The organism is Streptomyces sp. NPDC046303 (assembly GCF_055588085.1).
The window spans coordinates 1-23,978 of sequence record NZ_JBVJFA010000011.1 but is presented as its reverse complement, the minus strand read 5'-3'; the positions used below and the strand labels follow the sequence as shown (position 1 = coordinate 23,978).

Below are 23,978 nucleotides of genomic sequence, written 5' to 3'. Positions count from 1 at the left end.
CCTGGCGCTTCAATCGCCGGCGGGGTTGGAGGACCGGGGCTCGGCCCCGTGCCCCGCGCCTCCATCGCCGGCGAGGCTGAAGGGCCGCGGCTCCGCCCTGTGCCCCGCGCCTCAATCGCCGGCGAGGCTGAAGGGCCGGGGCTCCGCCTGGTGCCCCGCGCCTCAATCGTCGGCGGGGCTGGAGGGCCGGGGCTCCGCCCGGTGCTCGGCGTCTCAAGTGCCGGTGGGGGCGGATTGTGGCTGAGCAGCTCTGCTCGCAGGGGCCGGGCGATTACAGCCCCGCCGGCGTTTGAGGCGCGGGGTCTGGGGCGGAGCCCCAGGAAGGTGTGCCGTACAGGCGGGTTCGCGGCGGTGGCCCGGTGAGGCCGCAGGAGCCGCGGCGGCGGGTGCCCGGACCCGGCAGGCCCCGCGCCGGAGCCACCGCACGCCCGGCGGCCTCCCGGCCCGCGACCCGGCGCCCCGCCCCGCAGCGCAGGCCGCACACCATCCGGCTCGGCAGCCCCCGCCCCCGCCTGCGCCTCGTCAGCGTCGGCCTCACCCTGGTCATGCTGGCCTTCGTCGTCCGCCTGCTCCAGGTGCAGGCCGTCGACGCCCGGGCCTTCTCCGCCGAGGCGTCCAAGAACCGCTACACCAGCGTCAAGCTGGCCGCCGAGCGCGGGGAGATCACCGACCGCAAGGGCGTGGCCCTCGCCACCAGCGTCGACGCGTACGACATCACCGCCGACCCGAAGATGTTCACCCCGCAGGACAGCAAGGCCCCCGACGCCCCCGAGCAGGCCGCGGCCCTCCTCGCGCCCATCCTCGGCAAGGACGTCAAGGAGATCACCGGCCGGCTGAAGACCAAGAACACCCGCTACGTCGTCCTCGCCCAGCGCCAGACCCCCCAGGTCTGGAACCAGATCAAGGACCTCAAGCGAGTCTTCGCGGAGAAGGCGGCGGCCGACAAGAAGAACAACGGCCCCGGCGCCAACGTCCTGGCCGGGGTGTTCCACGAGAACAGCAGCAAGCGCGTGTACCCGGGCGGCGACCTCGCCGCCGGGATACTGGGCTACGTCAACGCCGAGGGCAAGGGCGCCGGCGGCCTGGAGTCCTCCCTGGACAAGAAGCTGTCCGGCAAGGACGGCGAGGTCACCTACGCCCAGTCCGGCGGCCGCAAGGTCCCCACCGCCGGCTCCAGCGAGAAGCCCGCCGTGCCCGGCGAGGACATCGAGCTGACGATCGACCGCGACATCCAGTGGGCGGCGCAGAGCGCCATCGCCGAGCAGGTCCAGAAGTCCGAGGCCGACCGCGGCTACGTCATCGTCCAGGACACCCGCACCGGCGAGATCCTCGCCATGGCCAACGCCCCCGGCTTCGACCCCAACGACCTGACCCGGGCCCGCTCCGCCGCCATGGGCAACGCCGCACTCCAGGACGTGTACGAGCCCGGCTCCACCGCCAAGGTGATGTCGATGGCCGCCGTACTGGAGGAGAAGAAGGCCACCCCGGAGACCCACGTCGAGGTCCCCAACCGGCTGCACCGCGGCGACCGGCTGTTCAAGGACGACATCGACCACCCGACCTGGTACCTGACCCTCAACGGGGTCCTCGCCAAGTCCTCCAACATCGGCACCATCCTGGCCACCGGCCAGCTCGGTGCCACCCAGTCCGAGGCCAACAAGGTCCTGCACTCCTACCTGACCAAGTTCGGGATGGGGCAGCCCACGGGGCTGAACTACCCCGGCGAGTCCCGCGGCATCCTCGCCGCGCCCGAGGACTGGTCCACCTCCCAGCAGTACACGATTCCTTTCGGCCAGGGCCTGTCCCTCAACGCCATGCAGGCGGCCTCCGTGTACTCGACCATCGCCAACGGCGGGGTCCGCATCGAGCCGACGCTGGTCCGCGGCACCAAGGGCCCCGACGGCCGCTTCACCCCGGCCCCGGCGCCCGAACGCAGCCGCGTGGTCAGCCCCGAGACCGCGAAGACCCTCGCCGAGATGCTCGAATCGGTGGTCGACGACCAGGAGGGCACCGGCACCAAGGCCCGCATCCCCGGCTACCGCGTCGGCGGCAAGACCGGCACCTCCAACCGGGTGGATCCGGCCACCGGCCGCTACAAGGGCTACACCGCCTCCTTCGCCGGTTTCGCACCCGCCGACAACCCGCGCATCACCGTGTACTGCGCCATCCAGAACCCCACGAAGGGCAGCTACTTCGGCGGCCAGATCTGCGGCCCCATCTACAAGAAGGTCATGGAGTTCGCCCTGAAGACCCTCCAGGTCGCGCCCACCGGCACCGCCCCCGCAGGGCTCCCGGTCACCTTCGAACCGGGCCCGCAGCCCGCCCCGCAGCCCAGTACGCAACCCAGCGCGCAGCCGAGTACGCAGCCCCGTCCGCAGCCCGGCCAGTGACACCAGCACCCGGCCGGCCCGCCAGAAACGCGTGAGGCACCATCAGTGACAACGATCACCCCGAAACCCGGGAACCAGTCGCCCGGCGACGCCGAGGCCGGGCCCTCGCTTCGCGGCCGCCCCGCCGCGCCCGGTACGCTCACCGCCGTGCCCCACGCTGATCAGCCCAGAACCACCCAGAAAGACGCCCCGGCAGCGCCGCCGGGAGCGCCCCGGCCCGTGTCCGCCCGCCCGACCCCCCTGGGCGAGCTGGCCACCCTGCTGGGCATCCGAGCGCCAGGCGCGGCGCAGATCACCGGCATCACGCACGACTCCCGTGCGGTGCGCCCCGGAGACCTGTACGCGGCCCTGGCGGGAGCCAGGACGCACGGCGCCGACTTCGCCGCCCAGGCGGCCGGCCTCGGCGCGGCCGCCGTGCTGACCGACCCCGCGGGCGCCGAGCGCGCCGCCGCGACCGGCCTGCCGGTCCTGACCGTGGACGACCCGCGCGGCCGGATGGGCGAACTCGCCGCCGCGATCTACGGGCGCCCCGGCGAGGGCCTGCTCCAGATCGGCATCACCGGCACCTCCGGCAAGACCACCACGGCGTACCTCGTCGAAGGCGGCCTGCGCGCGGCGGGCCGCAGCACCGGGCTCGTCGGCACCGTCGAGATGCGCATCGGCGACGAGCGCATCAAGTCCGAGCGGACCACCCCCGAGGCCACCGACCTCCAGGCCCTCTTCGCGGTCATGCGCGAACGCGGGGTCGAGGCCGTGGCCATGGAGGTCTCCAGCCACGCCCTGGTGCTCGGCCGCGTCGACGGCTGCGTCTTCGACGTCGCCGTCTTCAACAACCTGAGCCCGGAACACATGGAGTTCCACTCCGACATGGACGACTACTTCCAGGCGAAGGCGGGGCTCTTCACGCCCCGCCGCGCCCGCCTGGGCGTGGTCAACTTCGACGACGAGTACGGCCGCCGCCTGGCCAAGGAGGCGACCGTCCCGGTCGTCACCTTCTCCGCCGCGGGCGACCCGGCCGCCGACTGGCGCGCCGAGGACGTCGTCTTCAGACCGGCGAGCTCCACCCTGACCCTGCTCGGCCCCGAAGGACAGCGCGTACGGGCCGCCGCGCCGCTGCCCGGCCCGTTCAACGTGGCCAACACCGTCGCCGCCATCGTCACCCTCGCCGCCGCCGGCCTCGACCCGCAGACCGCCGCCGACGGCGTCGCCGCGGTCCCCGGGGTCCCCGGCCGGCTGGAGCGGGTGGACGCGGGGCAGCCGTACCTGGCCGTCGTCGACTACGCGCACAAGACGGACGCCGTCGAATCGGTCCTGCGCGCGCTGCGCGAGGTCACCGAGGGCAAGCTGCACATCGTGCTCGGCTGCGGCGGCGACCGCGACACCACCAAGCGCGGCCCGATGGGCGCCGCCGCCGCCCGGTACGCCGACGTGGCCGTCCTGACCTCCGACAACCCCCGCTCCGAGGACCCCCTCGCGATCCTCGCCGCGATGTTCGAAGGCGCCGTGTCCGTGCCGCCCGCCGAGCGGGGCGCCGTCCTCGTCGACGCCGACCGGGCCGCGGCCATCGCCGCCGCCGTCGCGCGCGCCCGGCCCGGCGACACCGTGCTGGTGGCCGGCAAGGGCCACGAGCAGGGCCAGGACACCGGGGGCGTCGTACGCCCCTTCGACGACCGCCAGGTGCTCCGCGCGGCCATCGAGACCCAGCAGAGCAATGCCCGACAGGCCGAGGAGAACCAGTGATCGCCCTCTCCCTCGCCGAGATCGCCGACATCACCGGCGGGCGGCCCCACGACATACCGGATCCGTCCGTGCGGGTCAGCGGTCCCGTCGTCATCGACTCCCGCCAGGTGGAGGCCGGCAGCCTGTTCGCCGCCTTCGAGGGCGAACACGTCGACGGCCACCACTACGCGGAACGCGCCGTCGCCGCCGGTGCCGCGGCCGTCCTCGCGGCCCGGCCGGTGGGCGTGCCCGCCATCGTCGTCCCCGACGTGGAGAAGGCGCTCGGCGCCCTCGCCCGGGCCGTCGTGGAGCGCCTCGGCACCGATGTGGTGGCCCTGACCGGCTCGGCCGGCAAGACCTCCACCAAGGACCTCATCGCGCAGGTGCTCCAGGCCCACGCACCCACCGTGTGGACCCCGGGCTCCCTCAACAACGAGATCGGCCTGCCGCTCACCGCGCTGAAGGCCACGGAGGAAACCCGGCACCTGGTACTGGAGATGGGGGCCCGCGGGATCGGCCACATCGCGTACCTCACCGGCCTGACCCCGCCGCGCATCGGCCTCGTCCTCAACGTCGGAACCGCCCACATCGGCGAGTTCGGCGGCCGCGAGCAGATCGCCCGGGCCAAGGGAGAACTGGTCGAGGCGCTGCCGGCCGAGGCGGAGGGCGGGATCGCCGTCCTCAACGCCGACGATCCGCTGGTGCGCGCCATGTCCGCCCGCACGAAGGCCCGTACGGTCCTCTTCGGCGAGGCCGAAGACGCCGAGATCCGGGCCACCGCGGTACGGATGACCCCCGGGGGACAGCCCGCCTTCACACTCCACACACCGACCGGGTGCAGTGATGTGACCTTGCGGCTGTACGGTGAGCACCACGTGTCGAACGCGCTCGCCGCGGCCGCCGTGGCCCATGTACTGGGCATGTCCGTCGAGGAGATCGCCACCGCGCTCTCCGGGGCGGGCACCTTGTCCCGGTGGCGGATGGAGGTCACCGAGCGGGCCGACGGCGTGACGATCGTCAACGACGCCTACAACGCGAACCCGGAGTCCATGCGGGCCGCCCTGCGCGCGCTTGCCGCGATGGGCGGCGCCGCCAGGGCGAACGGGGGACGCACGTGGGCGGTGCTCGGCCCCATGGCCGAACTCGGTGACGCATCACTGGCCGAGCACGACGCGGTGGGACGGCTTGCCGTCCGGCTCAACGTGAGCAAGCTCGTCGCAGTCGGGGGCAGGGAAGCGTCCTGGCTGCAACTGGGCGCATATAACGAGGGTTCGTGGGGTGAGGAGTCGGTGCTCGTGTCCGACGCGCAGGCGGCGGTCGACCTGTTGCGCAGTGAACTGCGCCCGGGAGACGTCGTGCTGGTGAAGGCTTCCAGGTCGATCGGTCTGGAGCGGGTCGCGCTGGCGCTGCTGGAGCGCGAGGGCGAGGGCGCCGACCGATGAGGCAGATCCTGTTCGCCGGCGTCATCGGCCTGTTCCTGACGCTCATCGGTACTCCGCTGCTGATCAAGCTCCTGGCCCGCAAGGGCTACGGCCAGTTCATCCGCGACGACGGCCCCCGCGGCCATGCCGGGAAGAAGGGCACGCCCACCATGGGCGGCATCTCCTTCATCCTGGCCACGCTCATCGCGTACGCCCTGACGAAGGTCATCACGTCCAGCGAGCCGACCTTCTCGGGTCTGCTCGTGCTGTTCCTGATGGCCGGCATGGGCCTGGTCGGCTACCTCGACGACTACATCAAGATCGTCAAGCGCCGCTCGCTGGGTCTCCGGGCCAAGGCGAAGATGTCCGGCCAGCTGATCGTCGGCATCGCCTTCGCCGTGCTCGCGCTCCAGTTCAAGGACTCGCGCGGGCTGGCTCCGGCCTCCACCAGGCTGTCGTTCGTCACGGACTTCGGCTGGTCGATCGGCCCGGTGCTGTTCGTCGTCTGGGCGCTGTTCATGATCCTGGCGATGTCCAACGGCGTGAACCTGACCGACGGTCTGGACGGTCTGGCCACCGGCGCCGCGGTGATGGTCTTCGGCGCCTACACCTTCATCGGCGTGTGGCAGTACCAGGAGTCCTGCGTGAACGCGCAGACCCTGACCAACCCGGGCGCCTGCTTCGAGGTGCGCGACCCGCTGGACCTCGCGGTCGTCGCCTCCGCCCTGATGGGAGCCTGCTTCGGCTTCCTGTGGTGGAACACCTCGCCGGCCAAGATCTTCATGGGTGACACCGGTTCGCTGGCACTGGGCGGCGCGCTCGCCGGCCTGGCGATCTGCTCCCGCACGGAGTTCCTGATCGCCCTGCTCGGCGGCCTCTTCGTCCTCATCACCATGTCGGTCGTCATCCAGGTCGGCTCCTTCAAGCTGACCGGGAAGCGCGTCTTCCGGATGGCCCCGCTGCAGCACCACTTCGAACTCAAGGGCTGGTCCGAAGTCCTTGTCGTGGTCCGCTTCTGGATCATCCAGGGCATGTGCGTGATCGTGGGTCTCGGTCTCTTCTACGCGGGATGGGCAGCCGACAAGTGAGCTCCTGGCAGGGCAAGCACATCACCGTCGCCGGCCTCGGCGTGAGCGGCATCAGCGCCGCCCGCGCCCTGGCCGGCCTCGGCGCGGTCGTGACCGTCGTCGACGGGGGCGACAGCGAGGGCCACCGGGCCCGCGCGGCCGAACTGGCCGAACGGGGGGTGTCCGTACGCCTCGGCGACGCGCAGACCCTCCCCGAGGGCACCGAGCTGATCGTCACCTCGCCCGGCTGGAAGCCCGACAGCCCGCTCTTCGCGGCCGCCGCGGAGGCCGGCGTCGAGGTCGTCGGGGACGTGGAGATCGCCTGGCAGCTGCGCGGCGCGGACGCCGCACCCTGGCTGGCCATCACCGGGACCAACGGCAAGACCACCACCACGCAGATGCTGGCGTCGATCCTCAAGGCCGCCGGCCTGCGGACCGCGGCCGTCGGCAACATCGGCACCCCCATCATCGACGTGGTGCTCGGCGAGCAGCAGTACGACGTGCTCGCCGTCGAACTCTCCAGCTACCAGCTGCACTGGGCGCCCTCGCTGCGCGCCCACTCGGCGGCCGTGCTCAACCTGGCCCCCGACCACCTCGACTGGCACGGCTCCATGGAGGCGTACGCCGCCGACAAGGGCCGCATCTACGAGGGCAACACGGTGGCCTGCGTCTACAACGTCGCCGACCCGGCCACCGAGAAGCTCGTCGAGAACGCGGACGTCGAAGAGGGCTGCCGGGCGATCGGCTTCACCCTCGGCGCCCCCGGGCCCTCCATGCTCGGCGTCGTCGACGGCATCCTCGTGGACCGCGCCTTCGTGCAGGACCGGCAGAAGAACGCCCAGGAGCTCGCGCACGTCGAGGACGTGACCCCGCCGGCCCCGCACAACATCGCCAACGCGCTCGCCGCGGCGGCCCTGGCCCGCGCCTTCGGCGTGGAGCCGCGGGCGGTCCGCGACGGGCTGCGCGACTTCCGCCCCGACGCCCACCGGGTCGCGCACGTGGCCGACGTCGGCGGGGTCGTCTACGTCGACGACTCCAAGGCCACCAACACGCACGCGGCCGAGGCCTCGCTGGCCGCCTTCGACACGGTCGTGTGGATCGCCGGCGGCCTCGCCAAGGGCGCGACCTTCGACGAACTGGTCCAGAAGTCCGCGAAGCGGCTGCGCGGCGTGGTGCTGATGGGTGCCGACCGGGCGCTGATCGCCGAGGCGCTGGCGCGACACGCCCCCGAGGTCCCGGTCGTCGACCTCGAGCGGACCGACACTGGGGCGATGCTCGCAGCGGTCCGGGAAGCGGCCCGGCTCGCCGAGCCCGGCGACACGGTCCTGCTGGCGCCTGCCTGCGCCTCGATGGACATGTTCGCGAACTACAACAAGCGTGGGGACGCATTCGCCGACGCGGTGCGCGAACTGGCCGCCGACAGCGGTGCGGACACGGCGCAGGCCTAGGTCCCGGGACGGGTTCCCTCCCTCCGGCCGGCCGGCGGCTCGCCTCGTACGAGTGGAGGGGAAGATCACAGATGCCGGCCAAGCAGATGCTGCCGGGGCGGCGGCCGTCCGCCGTCAAGGCGCAGGGCCGCAAACGCCCCGCGGTGAGCGTGAGGCGGCCCGCCGGGCGCGGGCCGCTGACCCGGCTGAGGCGTACGCAGGAACGGCTGCGCAAGGCCTGGGACCGTCCCCTCACCGCGTATTACCTGATTTTCGGCAGCTCGCTGCTCATCACCGTGCTGGGCCTGGTGATGGTCTACTCGGCCTCCATGATCAAGGCCCTCCAGCTCGGCCTGGGCGACGCCTACTTCTTCAAGAAGCAGTTCCTGGCCGCCCTGATCGGCACCGGACTGCTGCTGGTGGCCTCCCGGATGCCGGTCAAACTGCACCGGGCGCTGTCCTATCCGGTGCTCGCCGGCACCCTGTTCCTGATGGTCCTGGTCCAGGTCCCCGGGATAGGGGTCGCCATCAACGGCAATCAGAATTGGATTTCCCTTGGCGGTCCGTTCATGCTGCAGCCCAGTGAGTTCGGCAAGCTGGCACTGATCCTGTGGGGCGCCGACCTGTTGGCGCGCAAGGGCGACAAGGGGCTGCTCAGCCAGTGGAAGCACCTGCTGGTGCCGCTGGTCCCGGTGGCCTTCCTGCTGCTCGGGCTCATCATGCTGGGCGGGGACATGGGCACCGCGATGATCCTCGGTGCCATCCTGTTCGGCCTGCTCTGGCTGGCGGGTGCCCCGACGCGGCTGTTCGTCGGGGTGCTGGTCTTCGCGGGTGTGATCGTCGCACTGCTGATCAAGACCAGCCCGCACCGGATGGACCGGCTGGAGTGCCTCGGCGCGACCGACCCGGGCAAGAACGACCTCTGCTGGCAGGCCGTCCACGGAATCTACGCCCTGGCCTCGGGCGGATGGTTCGGTTCCGGTTTGGGTGCCAGTGTGGAAAAATGGGGGCAACTACCCGAAGCCCACACCGACTTCATCTTCGCCATCACCGGGGAGGAACTGGGACTGGCGGGGACGCTGTCGGTGCTCGCCCTGTTCGCGGCTCTAGGCTATGCGGGTATCCGCGTGGCCGGACGCACGGAGGACTCCTTCGTACGGTTTGCCGCGGGAGGCGTGACCACCTGGATCACGGCCCAGGCCGTGATCAACATCGGTGCGGTGCTCGGCCTGCTGCCGATCGCCGGAGTCCCGCTCCCGCTGTTCTCCTACGGGGGGTCGGCCCTGCTGCCGACGATGTTCGCGGTCGGACTGCTCATCGCGTTCGCGCGGGAGGAGCCGGCGGCGCGCGCGGCGCTCGCGATGCGACAGCCGAAGACCGGCTGGAGGCGGACCGGGATGAGATGGAAGTCGATGAGACGGCGCGTCAAGAAGCGTCCGTCCGGAGAGCGGTGAATTTCGGTGCATGTCGTACTCGCCGGTGGGGGGACCGCCGGCCACATCGAGCCGGCGCTCGCCCTCGCGGACGCCCTGCGCAGGCAGGACCCTTCAGTGGGCATCACCGCCCTCGGCACCGAGCGCGGACTGGAGACCCGCCTCGTGCCGGAACGCGGTTACGAGCTGGGTCTGATCCCCGCTGTGCCGCTGCCCCGCAAACCCACCCCGGAGCTGATCACCGTCCCGGGGCGGCTGCGCGGCACGATCAAGGCCGCCGAGGAGATCCTGGAGCGCACCAAGGCCGACTGCGTCGTCGGCTTCGGCGGCTACGTGGCCCTGCCCGGCTACCTCGCGGCCAAGCGGCTCGGGGTGCCGATCATCGTCCACGAGGCCAACGCCCGGCCCGGACTGGCCAATAAGATCGGCTCCCGGTACGCGCACGCCGTCGCGGTCTCCACCCCCGACAGCAAACTGCGCGGCGCCCGCTACGTGGGCATCCCGCTGCGGCGCTCCATCTCCACCCTCGACCGGGCCGCCGTCCGCCCCGAGGCGCGCGCCGCCTTCGGCCTGGACCCCAACCTGCCCACGCTGCTGGTCTCCGGCGGCTCGCAGGGCGCCCGGCGCCTCAACGAGACGATCCAGCAGGTCGCTCCGGTCCTCCAGCGCTCCGGGATCCAGATCCTGCACGCCGTCGGCCCGAAGAACGAACTGCCGCGTGTCGACAACATGCCCGGGATGCCGCCCTATGTGCCGGTACCGTACGTGGACCGGATGGATCTCGCGTACGCCGCCGCCGACATGATGCTGTGCCGCGCGGGTGCCATGACCGTCGCCGAACTGTCCGCCGTCGGGCTCCCCGCCGCCTACGTCCCGCTGCCGATCGGCAACGGCGAACAGCGGCTCAACGCCCAGCCGGTGGTCAAGGCCGGCGGCGGCCTGCTCGTGGACGACGCGGAACTGACGCCCGAGTGGGTGCTCGGCCAGGTCGTCCCGGTGCTGTCAGACCCGCACCGCCTGTACGAGATGTCCCGCGCCGCCGGTGAGTTCGGCCGCCGCGACGCCGACGAGCTGCTGGTCGGCATGGTGTACGAGGCGATCGCGGCCCACCGCAACCGCTGAGGCGGGACGCACAGACGCAGGAGGCGCAGGAGTGGCCGGAGCGACGACCGCACAGCGTGGGACCCCGGGCTCCGGCCCGTCCGCCCGGAAGGGCGGCGGCTCTCCCAAGCCGCCCAAAGCCCCCAAGTCGTCGAGGGGATCCGGCCCCCAGGGCCCCGGCGCACGCCTGCGCCGGGGCCCCGTGCTGGCCTCCCTGGCCGCCGCGGTGCTCCTCGTCGCGGGCGCCGCCTGGGTGCTCTACGGCTCCTCCTGGCTCCGCGTGGAGAAGGTCACCGCAACCGGAACCGAGGTGCTCACGCCGGAGCAGGTACTGTCCGCGGCGGCCGTTCCGGTCGGCGCCCCGCTGGTGGGCGTGGACACCGACGAGATCGAGAGCCGCGTGCGAGGGCGGCTGTCCCGCATCGATTCGGTCGATGTGGTGCGGGCCTGGCCGCACGGGATCGGGCTGAAAGTGACGGAACGCAAACCCGTCCTGCTCATCAAAAAGGACGCCAACTTCGTGGAAGTGGACGCTTCGGGTGTGCGATTCGACACGGTTCCGAAAGCACCCGCGGGCGTTCCGGTCCTCGAATTGAACGCGAAGGACTCCCCGAGCGCCCGCCGCTTCGACGAGGAGCGGCTGCTGCACGAGGCCGTTCTCGTCGCCGGCTCCCTCCCGGCGCCGATCGCCGCCGAGACCTTGCAGGTCAAGGTGGGTTCCTACGATTCGGTGGTGCTGGAGCTGTCCCGGGGCCGGACCGTGACGTGGGGGAGCGGTGAACAGAGCGAGGCGAAGGGGCGTGCGCTGACCGCTTTGCTGAAGGCCGCGCCCAAGGCCGCCCACTTCGACGTGAGCGTCCCCACCGCCCCTGCCGCGTCCGGGAGTTGACGTCAGGTCGAACAGCGACGCACCCTGGTTGGCCAGCGATACGGGTGATCACATAGGGTGAAAAGAAAAACGGGAGGTTCGGCGTGTTCGTTGAACACGCGCTACTTGTCGACTTAGTGTCCTGTTCGGAAGAGTCCAGAGAACAGACACACCCCTAACCCTAAACTTCAGGGTGAGGGTTCGGGTCGGCGCGTTCGGACCGCCCCATTTCGGCATCAGTCGTCGCACCGCAGGCCCGCGAGGCGGCGACACGTAACTCGAGGCGAGAGGCCTTCGACGTGGCAGCACCGCAGAACTACCTCGCAGTCATCAAGGTCATCGGTGTCGGCGGCGGTGGTGTCAATGCCATCAACCGAATGATCGAGGTCGGTCTCAAGGGCGTCGAGTTCATCGCCATCAACACGGACGCCCAAGCGCTGTTGATGAGCGACGCCGACGTCAAGCTCGACGTCGGCCGCGAACTCACCCGGGGCCTCGGCGCCGGCGCCAACCCGGCCGTCGGCCGCAAGGCGGCAGAGGACCACCGCGAGGAGATCGAGGAGGTCCTCAAGGGGGCCGACATGGTCTTCGTCACCGCCGGCGAGGGCGGCGGCACCGGCACGGGCGGCGCGCCCGTGGTCGCCAACATCGCGCGCTCCCTGGGCGCCCTGACGATCGGTGTGGTCACCCGGCCGTTCACCTTCGAGGGCCGGCGCCGCGCGAACCAGGCGGAGGACGGCATCGCCGAGCTCCGCGAAGAGGTCGACACCCTCATCGTCATCCCCAACGACCGCCTGCTGTCCATCTCGGACCGCCAGGTCAGCGTGCTCGACGCCTTCAAGTCGGCCGACCAGGTCCTGCTCTCGGGCGTCCAGGGCATCACCGACCTCATCACCACCCCGGGTCTGATCAACCTCGACTTCGCCGACGTCAAGTCCGTGATGTCCGAGGCCGGCTCGGCCCTGATGGGCATCGGCTCGGCCCGCGGCGACGACCGCGCGGTGGCCGCCGCCGAGATGGCGATCTCCTCGCCGCTGCTCGAGGCGTCCATCGACGGCGCCCGCGGCGTGCTGCTCTCCATCTCCGGCGGCTCGGACCTCGGTCTCTTCGAGATCAACGAGGCCGCGCAGCTGGTCAGCGAGGCCGCGCACCCCGAGGCGAACATCATCTTCGGCGCCGTCATCGACGACGCGCTCGGCGACGAGGTACGGGTCACCGTCATCGCGGCCGGGTTCGACGGCGGACAGCCCCCGGCCCGCCGGGACAACGTCATCGGCGCCGCGTCCACCAAGCGCGAAGAGCCGGCCCCGGCCCCGGTCCGCGCCGCCGAGCCGGCCCGCCCGGCCTTCGGCGGACTCGGCACGGTGCCCCCGCGCGAGGACCCGCCGGCCCCGGTCGAGGCGGTCCCGGTCGAGGCCCAGGCCCCGGCGCCGCAGGTCCCGACGGCCCGGCCGTACCAGGACAGCCCGGCCGAGGAACTGGATGTCCCGGACTTCTTGAAGTGACACCGGAGCAGCACCACGTGGGCGGCGCCCACTTCGCCTTCACCGACCGGTGGGGCGGAGTGAGCGCCGTTCCGTACGAAGAGCTCAACCTCGGCGGCGCGGTCGGAGACGACCCGGCCGCCGTTCGCGCGAACCGGGCACGCGCGGCGCGTTCCCTGGGCCTCGACCCGGACCTGGTGGTCTGGATGAACCAGGTGCACGGCCGCGACGTCGCGGTGGTCGACGGACCGTGGCCCTTCGGGGAGGACGTCCCGGCGGTCGACGCGGTGGTCACCGCCCGGCGGGGGCTCGCCCTCGCCGTGCTCACCGCCGACTGCACGCCCGTCCTGCTGGCGGACCCGGTCGCCGGGATCGCCGCGGCCGCCCACGCCGGGCGGCCCGGACTGGTCGCCGGGGTGGTCCCCGCCGCGGTGGAGGCGATGGTCGCCCTCGGTGCCGAGCCCGGGCGGATCGTCGCCCGGACCGGACCCGCGGTGTGCGGCTGCTGCTACGAGGTGCCGGCCGAGATGAGGGACGCGGTGTCCGAGGCGGTACCGGCCGCCCGGGCCGAGACCAGTTGGGGGACTCCGGCCGTGGACGTGGTCGCCGGGGTGCACGCCCAGCTCGCGGAGGCGGGGGTGGCGGACCGGCTCCGATCGGCGGTCTGCACACTGGAGTCGCGGGACCACTTCTCGTACCGCCGCGACCGGGTGACCGGGCGGCTCGCCGGATATGTCTGGTTGGAATAGGAAATGACGGACCGTAAGTCGGAGCTCGCGGAGAACCTGGCGCGGGTGGAGGAACGTATCTCGTCCGCCTGCGCGGCCGCGGGACGCGCGCGGGAAGAGGTGACGCTCATCGTCGTCACCAAGACCTATCCCGCGAGCGACGTACGACTCCTGGCGGAGCTGGGCATCCGTCATGTTGCGGAAAACCGTGACCAGGACGCCGCCCCCAAGGCCGCGGCCTGCACGGATCTGCCGCTCAGCTGGCACTTCGTCGGCCAGTTGCAGACGAACAAAGTCCGTTCCGTGGCGGGATACGCGCATGTGGTGCAGTCGGTCGACCGCCCCCGGCTCGTGACCGCCCTCTCGGCGGCGGCCGAGAACGCGGGCCGCGAACTCGGCTGCCTCGTGCAGATCGCCCTCGACGCCGAGTCGGGCGAGCGGGGATCCCGCGGCGGCGCGGCGCCCGAGCAGCTCCCGGAGTTGGCGGATCTGGTCGCCGGAGCGCCCGGACTGCGGATCGACGGCGTGATGACCGTCGCCCCGCTGGCCGGTCCGTACGCCGGACGCGAACAGGCCGCTTTCGAGCGGCTGGTGGAATTGTCATCCCGCCTGCGCGCGGACCATCCGGCTGCCACGATGGTGTCGGCCGGGATGAGCACGGATCTGGAACAGGCCGTTGTGGCCGGTGCGACACATGTACGCGTCGGCACTGCGGTACTCGGCGCGAGACCCCGGCTCGGGTAACGTCGCCAAGAAAGTCGGACCACAGCAGAAAATATGGTCATTACCGCTGATGGGCGGACAGACCACGTGGATCGCGGGCAGTTGGTGACATTCGTGACACAGCAGCACCTGCGACAGGGCGATCCACCACAGAGCGGAGGACTCGGAGAATGGCCGGCGCGATGCGCAAGATGGCGGTCTACCTCGGCCTCGTGGAGGACGACCGGTACGACAACCCGGGGTACGACCCCGACGACGAGTTCGAGCCCGAGCCGGAACCGGAGCGGGTGCGGGACCGGACCCGGGAGCGAGACCGTCAGCCCGTGCACCAATCGCCCGTAACGGACGAACCGGTACGAGCCGTACAACCCCCGGCGCAGCGGGAACCCATCCCAATTCCGGTGGAAAGCGGACGCCCTGCCCGAATTGCCCCCGTGGCATCCATCACACCTGACCGTACGAACCTGGAGAAGAACGCCCCCGTGATCATGCCCAAGGTCGTCTCCGAGCGGGAGCCGTACCGCATCACGACGCTGCACCCCCGGACCTACAACGAGGCCCGTACCATCGGGGAACACTTCCGTGAGGGCACTCCGGTGATCATGAACCTCACGGAGATGGACGACACCGACGCGAAGCGTCTCGTGGACTTCGCCGCCGGTCTCGTCTTCGGCCTGCACGGCAGTATTGAACGCGTGACACAGAAGGTGTTCCTGCTGTCGCCTGCTAACGTCGATGTCACGGCGGAGGACAAGGCCCGCATCGCGGAGGGCGGGTTCTTCAACCAAAGCTAGACCGATCCGTCAGATACGGGACCGGGAACAGAGCGGGAAACGGGGAGAGGGAAGCGCGGGATGGGCGTCGCACTACAGGTGGTCTACATCGCGCTGATGTGCTTCCTCATCGTGCTGATCTTCCGACTGGTCATGGACTACGTGTTCCAGTTCGCACGTTCATGGACACCCGGCAAGGCGATGGTGGTCGTTCTGGAGGCCACCTACACTCTTACCGACCCACCGCTCAAGCTTCTTCGGCGGTTCATCCCGCCGTTGCGTCTCGGGGGCGTGGCACTCGACCTGTCCTTCTTCGTTCTGATGATCATCGTTTACATCCTCATCAGCTTCGTGAGCACCGCTGCGAGAAGCGTGTGAACGATGAACTTCTCCGCGCGCGCGGGGACAGTCCCGATACGGTCTTGCCGACTGCCGACGACTACGTAGAGGTGAAGAAGACATGCCGCTGACTCCCGAGGACGTGCGGAACAAGCAGTTCACGACCGTCCGCCTCCGAGAAGGCTATGACGAGGACGAGGTCGATGCCTTCCTCGACGAGGTCGAATCCGAGCTGACGCGCCTGCTGCGCGAGAACGAGGACCTGCGCGCCAAGCTGGCCGCCGCCACGCGTGCCGCCGCGCAGAACCAGCAGCAGCAGGGCATGCGCAAGCCGGAACCCCAGGACCAGCGTGGCCCCGGCGCCCCCGTGCCCGCGGCCATATCCGGCCCGCCGCAGCAGCAGATGGGCCCGCCGCAGCTGCCGGGCGGCCAGCCGCAGCTGCCCGCCGGCCCCGGCGGACACGGACCGCAGGGTCCGGGCATGGGCGGCCCCATGCAGCAGCACCCCATGGGCGGACCGCAGGGCATGGGTCAGCAGTCCATGGGCGGCCAGAACCCGCTCGGCCAGCAGATGCAGCCCATGGGCCAGCAGATGCAGCCGATGGGGCAGCAGATGCAGCCCATGGGTCAGCCGATGCACCAGCAGCAGCCGCAGCAGCTGCCGCAGCAGGGTCCCGGTGGCGACAGCGCCGCCCGCGTCCTGTCGCTGGCGCAGCAGACCGCCGACCAGGCGATCGCGGAGGCCCGCTCCGAGGCCAACAAGATCGTCGGCGAGGCCCGTTCGCGCGCCGAGGGCCTGGAGCGGGACGCCCGCGCCAAGGCCGACGCGCTGGAGCGGGACGCGCAGGAGAAGCACCGCGTCGCGATGGGCTCGCTGGAGTCCGCCCGCGCCACGCTGGAGCGCAAGGTCGAGGACCTGCGGGGCTTCGAGCGTGAGTACCGTACGCGCCTGAAGTCCTACCTGGAGTCGCAGCTGCGTCAGCTCGAGACCCAGGCCGACGACTCCCTGGCCCCGCCGCGGAACCCGGCCGGTCCGGCGCTCCCGCCGTCGCCGTCGCCGTCCATGGCTCCGGCCGGTGCGATGGGGCACTCCATGGGTGGTCCCTCGATGGGCGGCCCGTCCCCCATGGGCGGTCCCTCCCCGATGGGCGGCCCGTCGTACGGCGGCCAGCAGCAGATGTCCCCGGCGATGACCCAGCCGATGGCTCCGGTGCGGCCGGCTGCACCGCAGCCCATGCAGCAGGCGCCGTCTCCCATGCGGGGCTTTCTGATCGACGAGGACGACAACTAGGCGGTACGCCTCGCGGCGGCAGCAGCAGTTCGGGCCGGGCCCGGTTCCCCCACGGGGGTACCGGGCCCGGCCCGTTCCCGTACCCGTCGGGTGCGGCACCGCTGCTGGGGCTCCGCCCCAGACCCCACGCCTCAAACGCCGGCGGGGCTGGATTGTGGCTGACCTCCGCTCGCGGGTGCAGGGCTATTCCAGCCCCGCCGGCGTTTGAGGCGCGGGGTACGGGGCGGAGCCCCGGTGCTTGAGCCCAAACGAGAGCGGCCCGTGCCTCCCCGGAGGGGGGAGGCACGGGCCGCTCGGGGTCTGGCTACGCCTTGCGGAGGCGGAAGGTCAGGCCGAGGGGCTCGTCCGTGAAGGGTTCGCCGTACGCGGCGTCGGCCTCGCCGGGGGCGAAGTCCGTGGACAGGACCTCGTCCGCGATGAGGGCCGCGTGGTCCGTCAGGGCCGTCACGACCTCCGGGTCCGAGGAGGACCAGCGCAGGGCGATCCGGTCCGCCACGTCGAGGCCGGAGTTCTTCCGGGCCTCCTGGATCAGGCGGATCGCGTCACGGGCCAGGCCCGCCAGCCGCAGCTCCGGGGTGATCTCCAGGTCCAGGGCCACCGTCGCGCCCGAGTCGGACGCCACCGACCAGCCCTCGCGCGGGGTCTCCGTGATGATGACCTCCTCCGGGGTGAGGGTGACCGGCTCGCCGTTCACCTCCACCGAGGCCTCGCCCGAGCGCAGCGCCAGCGACAGGGCCGCCGCGTCGGCCGCGGCCACCGCCTTCGCCACGTCCTGGACGCCCTTGCCGAAGCGCTTGCCCAGCGCGCGGAAATTGGCCTTGGCCGTGGTGTCCACCAGGGACCCGCCCACCTCGGAGAGCGAGGCCAGGGAGGAGACGTTCAGCTCCTCCGTGATCTGGGCCTGGAGCTCCGGCGACAGCGCGTCGAAGCCCACGGCGCCGACCAGGGCCCGGGAGAGGGGCTGGCGGGTCTTGACCCCGGATTCGGCACGCGTCGCCCGGCCCAGCTCCACGAGGCGGCGTACCAGCAGCATCTGCTGCGAGAGGGTCGGGTCCACCTGGGCGGTGTCCGGCTCCGGCCAGGAGGAGAGGTGCACCGACTCGGGGGCCCCGGGGGTCACCGGGACGACCATGTCCTGCCAGACCCGCTCCGTGATGAAGGGGGTGAGGGGGGCCAGCAGGCGGGTCACCGTCTCGACCACGTCGTGCAGCGTGCGCAGCGCGGCCGCGTCGCCCTGCCAGAAGCGGCGGCGCGAGCGGCGGACGTACCAGTTCGACAGGTCGTCCACGAAGGAGGAGAGCAGCTTGCCGGCGCGCTGGGTGTCGTACGCCTCCATCGCCTCGGTGACCTCGGCGGTGAGGGTGTGGAGCTCGGAGAGCAGCCAGCGGTCCAGGACCGTGCGGTCCGCCGGGGCCGGGTCGGCGGCGGAGGGCGCCCAGTTCGACGTACGGGCGTACAGCGCCTGGAAGGCGACCGTGTTCCAGTACGTGAGGAGGGTCTTGCGGACCACTTCCTGGATCGTGCCGTGGCCGACGCGGCGGGCCGCCCACGGGGAGCCGCCGGCGGCCATGAACCAGCGCACCGCGTCGGCGCCGTGCTGGTCCATGAGCGGGATCGGCTGGAGGATGTTGCCCAGGTGCTTGGACATCTTGCGGCCGTCCTCGGCGAGGATGTGGCCCAGGCAGACCACGTTCTCGTACGAGGACTTGTCGAAGACGAGGGTGCCGACCGCCATCAGCGTGTAGAACCAACCGCGGGTCTGGTCGATGGCCTCCGAGATGAACTGCGCCGGGTAGCGCTTCTCGAAGATCTCCTTGTTCTTGTACGGGTAGCCCCACTGCGCGAACGGCATCGAGCCCGAGTCGTACCAGGCGTCGATGACCTCCGGCACGCGGACGGCCTCCAGGGAGCAGCCCTCGTGGGTGCAGGTGAAGGTCACGTCGTCGATGTACGGGCGGTGCGGGTCCAGGCCGGACAGGTCGGTGCCCGTCAGCTCACTCAGCTCGGCGCGGGAGCCCACGCACGTGAGGTGGTTCTCCTCGCAGCGCCAGATCGGCAGCGGGGTGCCCCAGTAGCGGTTGCGGGACAGCGCCCAGTCGATGTTGTTGTTCAGCCAGTCGCCGAAGCGGCCCTGCTTGACGGAGTCCGGGAACCAGTTGGTCTTCTCGTTCTCCCGCAGCATCGCGTCCTTGACGGCGGTGGTGCGGATGTACCACGACGGCTGCGCGTAGTAGAGCAGCGCCGTGTGGCAGCGCCAGCAGTGCGGGTAGCTGTGCTCGTAGGCGATGTGCTTGAAGAGCAGGCCGCGGGCGTCGAGGTCGGCGGTCAGCTTCTCGTCGGCCTTCTTGAAGAAGATCCCGCCGACCAGCGGGACCTCCTCCTCGAAGGTGCCGTCGGGGCGGACCGGGTTCACGACGGGCAGGCCGTAGGCGCGGCAGACCGCGAGGTCGTCGGCGCCGAAGGCGGGGGACTGGTGGACCAGACCCGTACCGTCCTCGGTCGTGACGTACTCGGCGTTCACGACGTAGTGGGCCGGGGCGGGGAATTCGACCAGGGAGAACGGGCGCTCGTACGTCCAGCGCTCCATCTCCTTGCCCGTGTACGTCTCGCCGGTGGCCTCCCAGCCCTCGCCGAGGGCCTTCTCCAGCAGCGGCTGGGCGACGAGCAGCTTTTCGCTGCCGTCCGTGGCCACGACGTACGTGACGTCCGGGTGCGCGGCGACGGCCGTGTTGGACACCAGGGTCCAGGGGGTCGTCGTCCAGACCAGGAGCGCGGCCTGGCCGGCCAGCGGGCCGCCGGTCAGCGGGAAGCGGACGAAGACGGAGGGGTCGACGACCGTCTCGTAGCCCTGGGCCAGCTCGTGGTCGGAGAGGCCGGTGCCGCAGCGCGGGCACCAGGGGGCGACGCGGTGGTCCTGGGTGAGCAGGCCCTTGTTGAAGATCTCCTTCAGCGACCACCACACGGACTCGACGTACTCGGGGTCCATGGTCCGGTAGGCGTCGTCCAGGTCGACCCAGTAGCCCATCCGGGTCGTGAGCTCGGCGAACGCGTCGGTGTGGCGGGTCACGGACTCGCGGCACTTGGCGTTGAACTCGGCGATGCCGTACGCCTCGATGTCCTGCTTGCCGTTGAAGCCGAGCTCCTTCTCGACGGCGAGCTCGACGGGCAGGCCGTGGCAGTCCCAGCCGGCCTTGCGGGCCACGTGGTAGCCGCGCATGGTGCGGAACCGGGGGAAGACGTCCTTGAAGACGCGGGCCTCGATGTGGTGCGCGCCGGGCATGCCGTTCGCGGTCGGCGGGCCCTCGTAGAAGACCCACTCGGGGCGGCCCTCGGACTGCTCCAGGGTCTTGGCGAAGGTCTTGCTCTCGCGCCAGAAGTCGAGGACGGCGTGCTCGAGGGCGGGCAGGTCGACCTGGGCGGGGACCGGGCGGTACTGCGGCGGTGTGGTCATGAGGCTGAACTCTTCCTCCGGCGGGGTGTCACTTCCGTCCGGAGGGACGAGAGCCGACTGCTGCTCCCGCGGTACCACCCTCCTTGGCCGCCGGACGGATCCGGTGGCCCCCTCATTGGGGTGCGAAGCCGGTTCTACTCGCCGTACGGGGGTCCGTGCGGGCTTTCTTCCGGCGGCTCAGGGGTGATCCTTCACATCGCGCTCGCCCCCGGGCTCTCACCGTCCCCGGGTCGCTCCTGGCTGCGTCCGACGCTACTCGTCCCCGTCCATGCCTTTCGCTGGGCCCAGTGTACGGGGCCGGGGGGCGCGCGGCAGACCGGTTTACGGGCGCCCGCGCGGGGGGCGCGGGCGCGGCGTGGCGGAGGCCCGGCAGGGCCTTCCGAGTGCCCCGGACGGGCGTACGCGCCGGTACGGAGTCCCGTGGGGCGTGTGGGGCGTGTTACGGGGCCTCCGGATGGGCACAACGGATGCAGGTCGACCTCGATGGATGCGTGCCCCGTTGCCGCGGGGCTGGTGCCGATTTATCGTTCCGGCACGATTCGCGAGCAAAGATCACAGTATGTGAAGGGGCCGCGGCCATGGTGGCGAAGAAGACCGCCGGTACTGCCCGAGAGGCGCTGGCCGAAGCACCCGTGAAGAAGGCGCCGGCCAAGAGGGCGGACGCCGTCAAGGCGTCCGTCGCGAAGAAGGCGGTACCGGCGAAGAAAGCACCCGCGAAGAAGGCACCCGCGAAGAAGGCGGCGCCGGCGAAGAAGGCGGCGCCCGCGAAGAAGGCGGCACCGGCCAAGGACGCGGTGCCGGTCGAGGACGCGGTGCCGGTCAAGAAGGCGACCGTCAGGAAGACGGCGGCCAAGAAGGCGGCGGCCAAGAAGGCGCCGGCCAAGAAGACGGCGGCCGGGAAGGCGCCGGCCAAGAAGGCGCCGTCCGAGGGGGCGACCGCCGTCGAGAAGGCGACTGCCGTCGCGAAGCGGCAGGCCACGGCCAAACCGGCCGGGTCCGAGGGGGCGGCGCAGGCCGCGAAGGAGACGGGAGTCCGCACAGTGGTTGCCAAGAAGAGCACCGGTACGGCGAGGAAGACGGCTGCGGCCGCCACGAGCGGGCTGCCCAAGACGAGGGTCACGGCGGCCACCACGCCCGGTGAGCTCGCCGTACGGCCCGGGGAAGACCCCTGGACGCAGGAAGAGGTCGACGAGGCCCGCAGCGAGCTGACGAGTGAGGTGCTCAGACTCCGCGCCGAACTCGACGCCTCGGAGGTGGCCATCTCGGGCCTCATGCGGGACTCCGGCGATGGCGCGGGCGACGACCAGGCCGACACCGGCACCAAGAACATCACCCGCGAGTCCGAACTGGCCCTCGCGGCGAACGCCACCTCGATGCTGGAGCAGACCGAGCGGGCCCTGGAACGCCTGGAGGCGGGTACGTACGGCGTCTGTGAGAACTGCGGCAAGCCCATCGGAAAGGCCAGGATGCAGGCCTTCCCGCGGGCCACGCTGTGCGTGGACTGCAAGCAGAAGCAGGAGCGCCGGCACTGAGCGGCCTCCCCGGGGCCGCCCGGCCGTAATCAGGGAGGCGGGGGGCGGGCGGCGGGAGGGGTGCCTGACGTACCCTCGTGTCTCGTCAGGGTCCAGCAGGAGCCTGGTCCGAACCAGTTCGAGGGACTCACGTGGCAGAGGCGGAGCGCATCATCGGTACGCCGGACGTCGGGGACGACACCCAGCCCGAGCCCGCCGAGCCCAAGGGGCGCCGGCGGATCGTGGCCCTGCTCGTCGTGGCCGTCTTCGCGTACCTGCTGGATCTCGGCAGCAAGATGCTGGTCGTGGCCAAGCTGGAGCACCAGCCTCCGATCGAGATCATCGGCGACGTGCTGAGGTTCGAGGCGGTCCGCAACGCCGGAGCCGCATTCGGCTTCGGCGAGGCCTTCACGATCATCTTCACGTGCATCGCGGCCGTCGTGATCGTGGTCATCGTGCGGCTGGCGCGCAAGCTGTACAGCCTGCCGTGGGCGATCGCGCTGGGCCTGCTGCTCGGCGGTGCGCTGGGCAACCTGACCGACCGGATCTTCCGCTCGCCGGGGGTCTTCCGGGGTGCGGTCGTCGACTTCATCGCGCCGTCGCACTTCGCCGTGTTCAACCTCGCGGACTCGGCGATCGTGTGCGGCGGCATCCTGATCGTCCTGCTGTCCTTCCGGGGTCTGGACCCGGACGGGACCGTCCACAAGGACTGATCGCGGGAAAGCTCCTCTGCCGAGTCCTGCATACTCGACAGGTGAGTACGATTCCCGAGATCCGCACCCTGCCCGTTCCCGATGGCCTCGAGGGCGAGCGCGTCGACGCCGCCATCGCCCGTATGTTCGGGTTTTCCCGGACGAAGGCGGCCGACCTCGCGGCCGCGGGGAAGGTGTCGGTCGACGGCAGTGTCGTCGGGAAGTCCGAGCGCGTGCACGGTGGCGCCTGGCTCGAAGTAGAGATGCCCGCGCCGCCGCGGCCCGTGGAGGTCGTCGCCGAGCCCGTTCCCGGCATGGAGATCATCCATGACGACGACGACGTCGTGGTCATCATGAAGCCGGTGGGCGTCGCCGCCCACCCGAGCCCCGGCTGGACCGGCACCACCGTCATCGGCGGCCTCGCCGCCGCCGGCTACCGGATCTCCACCTCGGGCGCCTCCGAGCGCCAGGGCATCGTGCACCGCCTGGACGTCGGCACCTCCGGCCTGATGGCCGTCGCCAAGTCGGAGCGGGCGTACACCTCGCTGAAGAACCAGTTCCGCGAGCGGATCGTGGACAAGCGCTACCACGCGCTGGTGCAGGGCCACCCCGACCCGATGAGCGGCACCATCGACGCGCCGATCGGGCGGCACCCCAGCGCGGACTACAGGTGGGCCGTGACCCAGGACGGCAAGGACTCGGTCACCCACTACGACCTGATCGAGGCCTTCCGGGCCGCCTCGCTGCTGGACATCAAGCTGGAGACCGGGCGCACGCACCAGATCCGCGTGCACATGTCCGCGCACCGGCACCCGTGCGTCGGCGACCTGACGTACGGCGCCGATCCGACCGTCGCGAAGCGGCTGGGCCTGACCCGGCAGTGGCTGCACGCCGTGCGGCTGGGCTTCGAGCACCCGTCGGACGGCCAGTGGGTGGAGTTCGAGAGCAGCTACCCGGCGGACCTGCAGCACGCGCTGGACGTGATCCGGGCGGAGAGCGAGTGACGTCCGTCGGCTTCGAGGTCCGGGTGGTTTCCGGCGAGGCCGACATGACGGCGTGCCTCGCGGTGCGGACCGAGGTCTTCGTGGTCGAGCAGTGCGTACCGGAATCGATCGAGTACGACGCGTACGACGCGGACGCGCTGCACGTACTGGCCGTCGGGCCGGACGGGGAGCCGCTGGGCACCGGCCGGCTGCTGCACGGGCCCGCCGCGCTCGCCAAGACGGGGGCCGAGGGCGTCGGCTCGCTGGGGCGGCTGGCGGTGCGCAAGGCCGCGCGCGGGCTGGGCGTGGGCGCCGCGCTGGTCCGCGCGATCGAGGCGGAGGCCGCTCGGCTCGGCCTGGTGGCGGTGGACCTGGGGGCGCAGACGCACGCGCTCGGCTTCTACGAACGGCTCGGGTACGTGGCCCACGGCCCCGAATTCGAGGAAGCGGGCATCGCGCACCGCGCGATGCGGCGACCCCTGGCCTAGGGGGTGTCTGACGGAGGTCCGTGGTGAAGGAGCGGTGTCCGGTGCGTGCTCTCGGCGTGCCGGCCGGATGCCCGCGTACTGGACGTACG

At 71.3% G+C, this 23,978-nt stretch carries 19 protein-coding genes; 18 read left to right on the top strand and 1 reads right to left on the bottom strand.

The annotated features are described in order from the left end of the window. Window positions 1-359 precede the first annotated feature (359 nt). The 14 genes from ACZ6I1_RS13925 to ACZ6I1_RS13860 all read left to right on the top strand — a co-directional run bounded on the left by ACZ6I1_RS13925 (window position 360) and on the right by ACZ6I1_RS13860 (window position 16,764). The gene (locus ACZ6I1_RS13925) at window positions 360-2,390 is read left to right on the top strand and encodes a penicillin-binding transpeptidase domain-containing protein (RefSeq protein ID WP_469286776.1); all 2,031 of its coding nucleotides are present in this window, start codon (window positions 360-362) and stop codon (window positions 2,388-2,390) included. Window positions 2,391-2,435: 45 nt separating this feature from the next. Further along, window positions 2,436-4,130, top strand: a complete 1,695-nt coding sequence (locus ACZ6I1_RS13920; protein WP_469286774.1) for a UDP-N-acetylmuramoyl-L-alanyl-D-glutamate--2,6-diaminopimelate ligase — start codon at window positions 2,436-2,438, stop codon at window positions 4,128-4,130. Beyond that, window positions 4,127-5,551, top strand: coding sequence for a UDP-N-acetylmuramoyl-tripeptide--D-alanyl-D-alanine ligase (locus tag ACZ6I1_RS13915; protein ID WP_469286772.1), 1,425 nt, complete (start codon window positions 4,127-4,129; stop codon window positions 5,549-5,551). The genes ACZ6I1_RS13920 and ACZ6I1_RS13915 overlap by 4 nt, the downstream gene beginning before the upstream one ends. After that, window positions 5,548-6,618 carry a phospho-N-acetylmuramoyl-pentapeptide-transferase gene (mraY, locus tag ACZ6I1_RS13910; RefSeq protein ID WP_469286770.1) on the top strand — a complete coding sequence of 357 codons (1,071 nt, stop codon included), beginning with the start codon at window positions 5,548-5,550 and terminating at the stop codon, window positions 6,616-6,618. The genes ACZ6I1_RS13915 and mraY overlap by 4 nt, the downstream gene beginning before the upstream one ends. Next, a complete protein-coding gene (gene murD, locus ACZ6I1_RS13905; RefSeq protein ID WP_469286768.1) occupies window positions 6,600-8,045 on the top strand; it encodes a UDP-N-acetylmuramoyl-L-alanine--D-glutamate ligase in 1,446 nt (481 codons plus the stop codon). The genes mraY and murD overlap by 19 nt, the downstream gene beginning before the upstream one ends. Before the next feature lie 71 nt (window positions 8,046-8,116). Continuing rightward, window positions 8,117-9,478 carry a putative lipid II flippase FtsW gene (gene ftsW, locus ACZ6I1_RS13900; RefSeq protein WP_469286766.1) on the top strand — a complete coding sequence of 454 codons (1,362 nt, stop codon included), beginning with the start codon at window positions 8,117-8,119 and terminating at the stop codon, window positions 9,476-9,478. A gap of 6 nt (window positions 9,479-9,484) precedes the next feature. Then, entirely contained in the window at window positions 9,485-10,579 is a 1,095-nt protein-coding gene (gene murG / locus ACZ6I1_RS13895) for an undecaprenyldiphospho-muramoylpentapeptide beta-N-acetylglucosaminyltransferase (protein WP_469286764.1), read from the top strand. A 31-nt stretch (window positions 10,580-10,610) separates the two neighbouring features. After that, entirely contained in the window at window positions 10,611-11,447 is an 837-nt protein-coding gene (locus tag ACZ6I1_RS13890; RefSeq protein ID WP_469286762.1) for a cell division protein FtsQ/DivIB, read from the top strand. Between the two features lie 278 nt (window positions 11,448-11,725). Next, window positions 11,726-12,931, top strand: coding sequence for a cell division protein FtsZ (ftsZ, locus tag ACZ6I1_RS13885; protein WP_469286760.1), 1,206 nt, complete (start codon window positions 11,726-11,728; stop codon window positions 12,929-12,931). A gap of 17 nt (window positions 12,932-12,948) precedes the next feature. Then, a complete protein-coding gene (pgeF, locus tag ACZ6I1_RS13880) occupies window positions 12,949-13,659 on the top strand; it encodes a peptidoglycan editing factor PgeF (protein ID WP_469287053.1) in 711 nt (236 codons plus the stop codon). Between the two features lie 3 nt (window positions 13,660-13,662). After that, on the top strand, window positions 13,663-14,382 hold the full coding sequence (locus ACZ6I1_RS13875; protein WP_469286758.1) for a YggS family pyridoxal phosphate-dependent enzyme: 720 nt from the start codon (window positions 13,663-13,665) through the stop codon (window positions 14,380-14,382). 149 nt (window positions 14,383-14,531) lie between these two features. Then, window positions 14,532-15,155 carry a cell division protein SepF gene (locus ACZ6I1_RS13870; RefSeq protein WP_469286756.1) on the top strand — a complete coding sequence of 208 codons (624 nt, stop codon included), beginning with the start codon at window positions 14,532-14,534 and terminating at the stop codon, window positions 15,153-15,155. 60 nt (window positions 15,156-15,215) lie between these two features. Further along, window positions 15,216-15,512, top strand: coding sequence for a YggT family protein (locus ACZ6I1_RS13865; RefSeq protein WP_073774433.1), 297 nt, complete (start codon window positions 15,216-15,218; stop codon window positions 15,510-15,512). Window positions 15,513-15,594: 82 nt separating this feature from the next. Then, on the top strand, window positions 15,595-16,764 hold the full coding sequence (locus ACZ6I1_RS13860) for a DivIVA domain-containing protein (RefSeq protein ID WP_469286752.1): 1,170 nt from the start codon (window positions 15,595-15,597) through the stop codon (window positions 16,762-16,764). A 304-nt stretch (window positions 16,765-17,068) separates the two neighbouring features. On the opposite strand, the gene ileS is transcribed toward ACZ6I1_RS13860, so the two are convergent. Beyond that, the gene (gene ileS / locus ACZ6I1_RS13855) at window positions 17,069-20,215 is read right to left on the bottom strand and encodes an isoleucine--tRNA ligase (protein ID WP_469286750.1); all 3,147 of its coding nucleotides are present in this window, start codon (window positions 20,213-20,215) and stop codon (window positions 17,069-17,071) included. A 578-nt stretch (window positions 20,216-20,793) separates the two neighbouring features. Between ileS and ACZ6I1_RS13850 the strand changes: the two genes are divergently transcribed. The 4 genes from ACZ6I1_RS13850 (at window position 20,794) to ACZ6I1_RS13835 (ending at window position 23,889) form a co-directional block, all read left to right on the top strand. Then, complete coding sequence (locus ACZ6I1_RS13850) at window positions 20,794-21,747, top strand: TraR/DksA family transcriptional regulator (RefSeq protein ID WP_469286748.1); 954 nt, start codon at window positions 20,794-20,796, stop codon at window positions 21,745-21,747. Between the two features lie 131 nt (window positions 21,748-21,878). Next, window positions 21,879-22,439, top strand: a complete 561-nt coding sequence (gene lspA / locus ACZ6I1_RS13845) for a signal peptidase II (RefSeq protein WP_469286746.1) — start codon at window positions 21,879-21,881, stop codon at window positions 22,437-22,439. Between the two features lie 41 nt (window positions 22,440-22,480). Beyond that, window positions 22,481-23,422 (top strand): RluA family pseudouridine synthase, encoded by a 942-nt coding sequence (locus ACZ6I1_RS13840; RefSeq protein WP_469286744.1) that lies wholly within the window; start codon window positions 22,481-22,483, stop codon window positions 23,420-23,422. A 44-nt stretch (window positions 23,423-23,466) separates the two neighbouring features. Beyond that, the gene (locus ACZ6I1_RS13835) at window positions 23,467-23,889 is read left to right on the top strand and encodes a GNAT family N-acetyltransferase (protein WP_469287051.1); all 423 of its coding nucleotides are present in this window, start codon (window positions 23,467-23,469) and stop codon (window positions 23,887-23,889) included. The last annotated feature ends 89 nt before the right edge of the window (window positions 23,890-23,978 follow it).

Excerpts from the sequence above, each read along its gene's own strand:
- ACZ6I1_RS13835 (WP_469287051.1), top strand. The coding sequence starts at position 23,467 with ATGACGGCGTGCCTCGCGGTGCGGACCGAGGTCTTCGTGGTCGAGCAG.
- mraY (WP_469286770.1), top strand. The coding sequence starts at position 5,548 with ATGAGGCAGATCCTGTTCGCCGGCGTCATCGGCCTGTTCCTGACGCTC.
- murD (WP_469286768.1), top strand. The coding sequence starts at position 6,600 with ATGGGCAGCCGACAAGTGAGCTCCTGGCAGGGCAAGCACATCACCGTC.
- ftsW (WP_469286766.1), top strand. The coding sequence starts at position 8,117 with ATGCCGGCCAAGCAGATGCTGCCGGGGCGGCGGCCGTCCGCCGTCAAG.
- ACZ6I1_RS13865 (WP_073774433.1), top strand. The coding sequence starts at position 15,216 with ATGGGCGTCGCACTACAGGTGGTCTACATCGCGCTGATGTGCTTCCTC.
- ACZ6I1_RS13870 (WP_469286756.1), top strand. The coding sequence starts at position 14,532 with ATGGCCGGCGCGATGCGCAAGATGGCGGTCTACCTCGGCCTCGTGGAG.
- ACZ6I1_RS13860 (WP_469286752.1), top strand. The coding sequence starts at position 15,595 with ATGCCGCTGACTCCCGAGGACGTGCGGAACAAGCAGTTCACGACCGTC.
- ACZ6I1_RS13875 (WP_469286758.1), top strand. The coding sequence starts at position 13,663 with ATGACGGACCGTAAGTCGGAGCTCGCGGAGAACCTGGCGCGGGTGGAG.
- ileS (WP_469286750.1), bottom strand. The coding sequence starts at position 20,215 with ATGACCACACCGCCGCAGTACCGCCCGGTCCCCGCCCAGGTCGACCTG.
- ACZ6I1_RS13850 (WP_469286748.1), top strand. The coding sequence starts at position 20,794 with ATGGTGGCGAAGAAGACCGCCGGTACTGCCCGAGAGGCGCTGGCCGAA.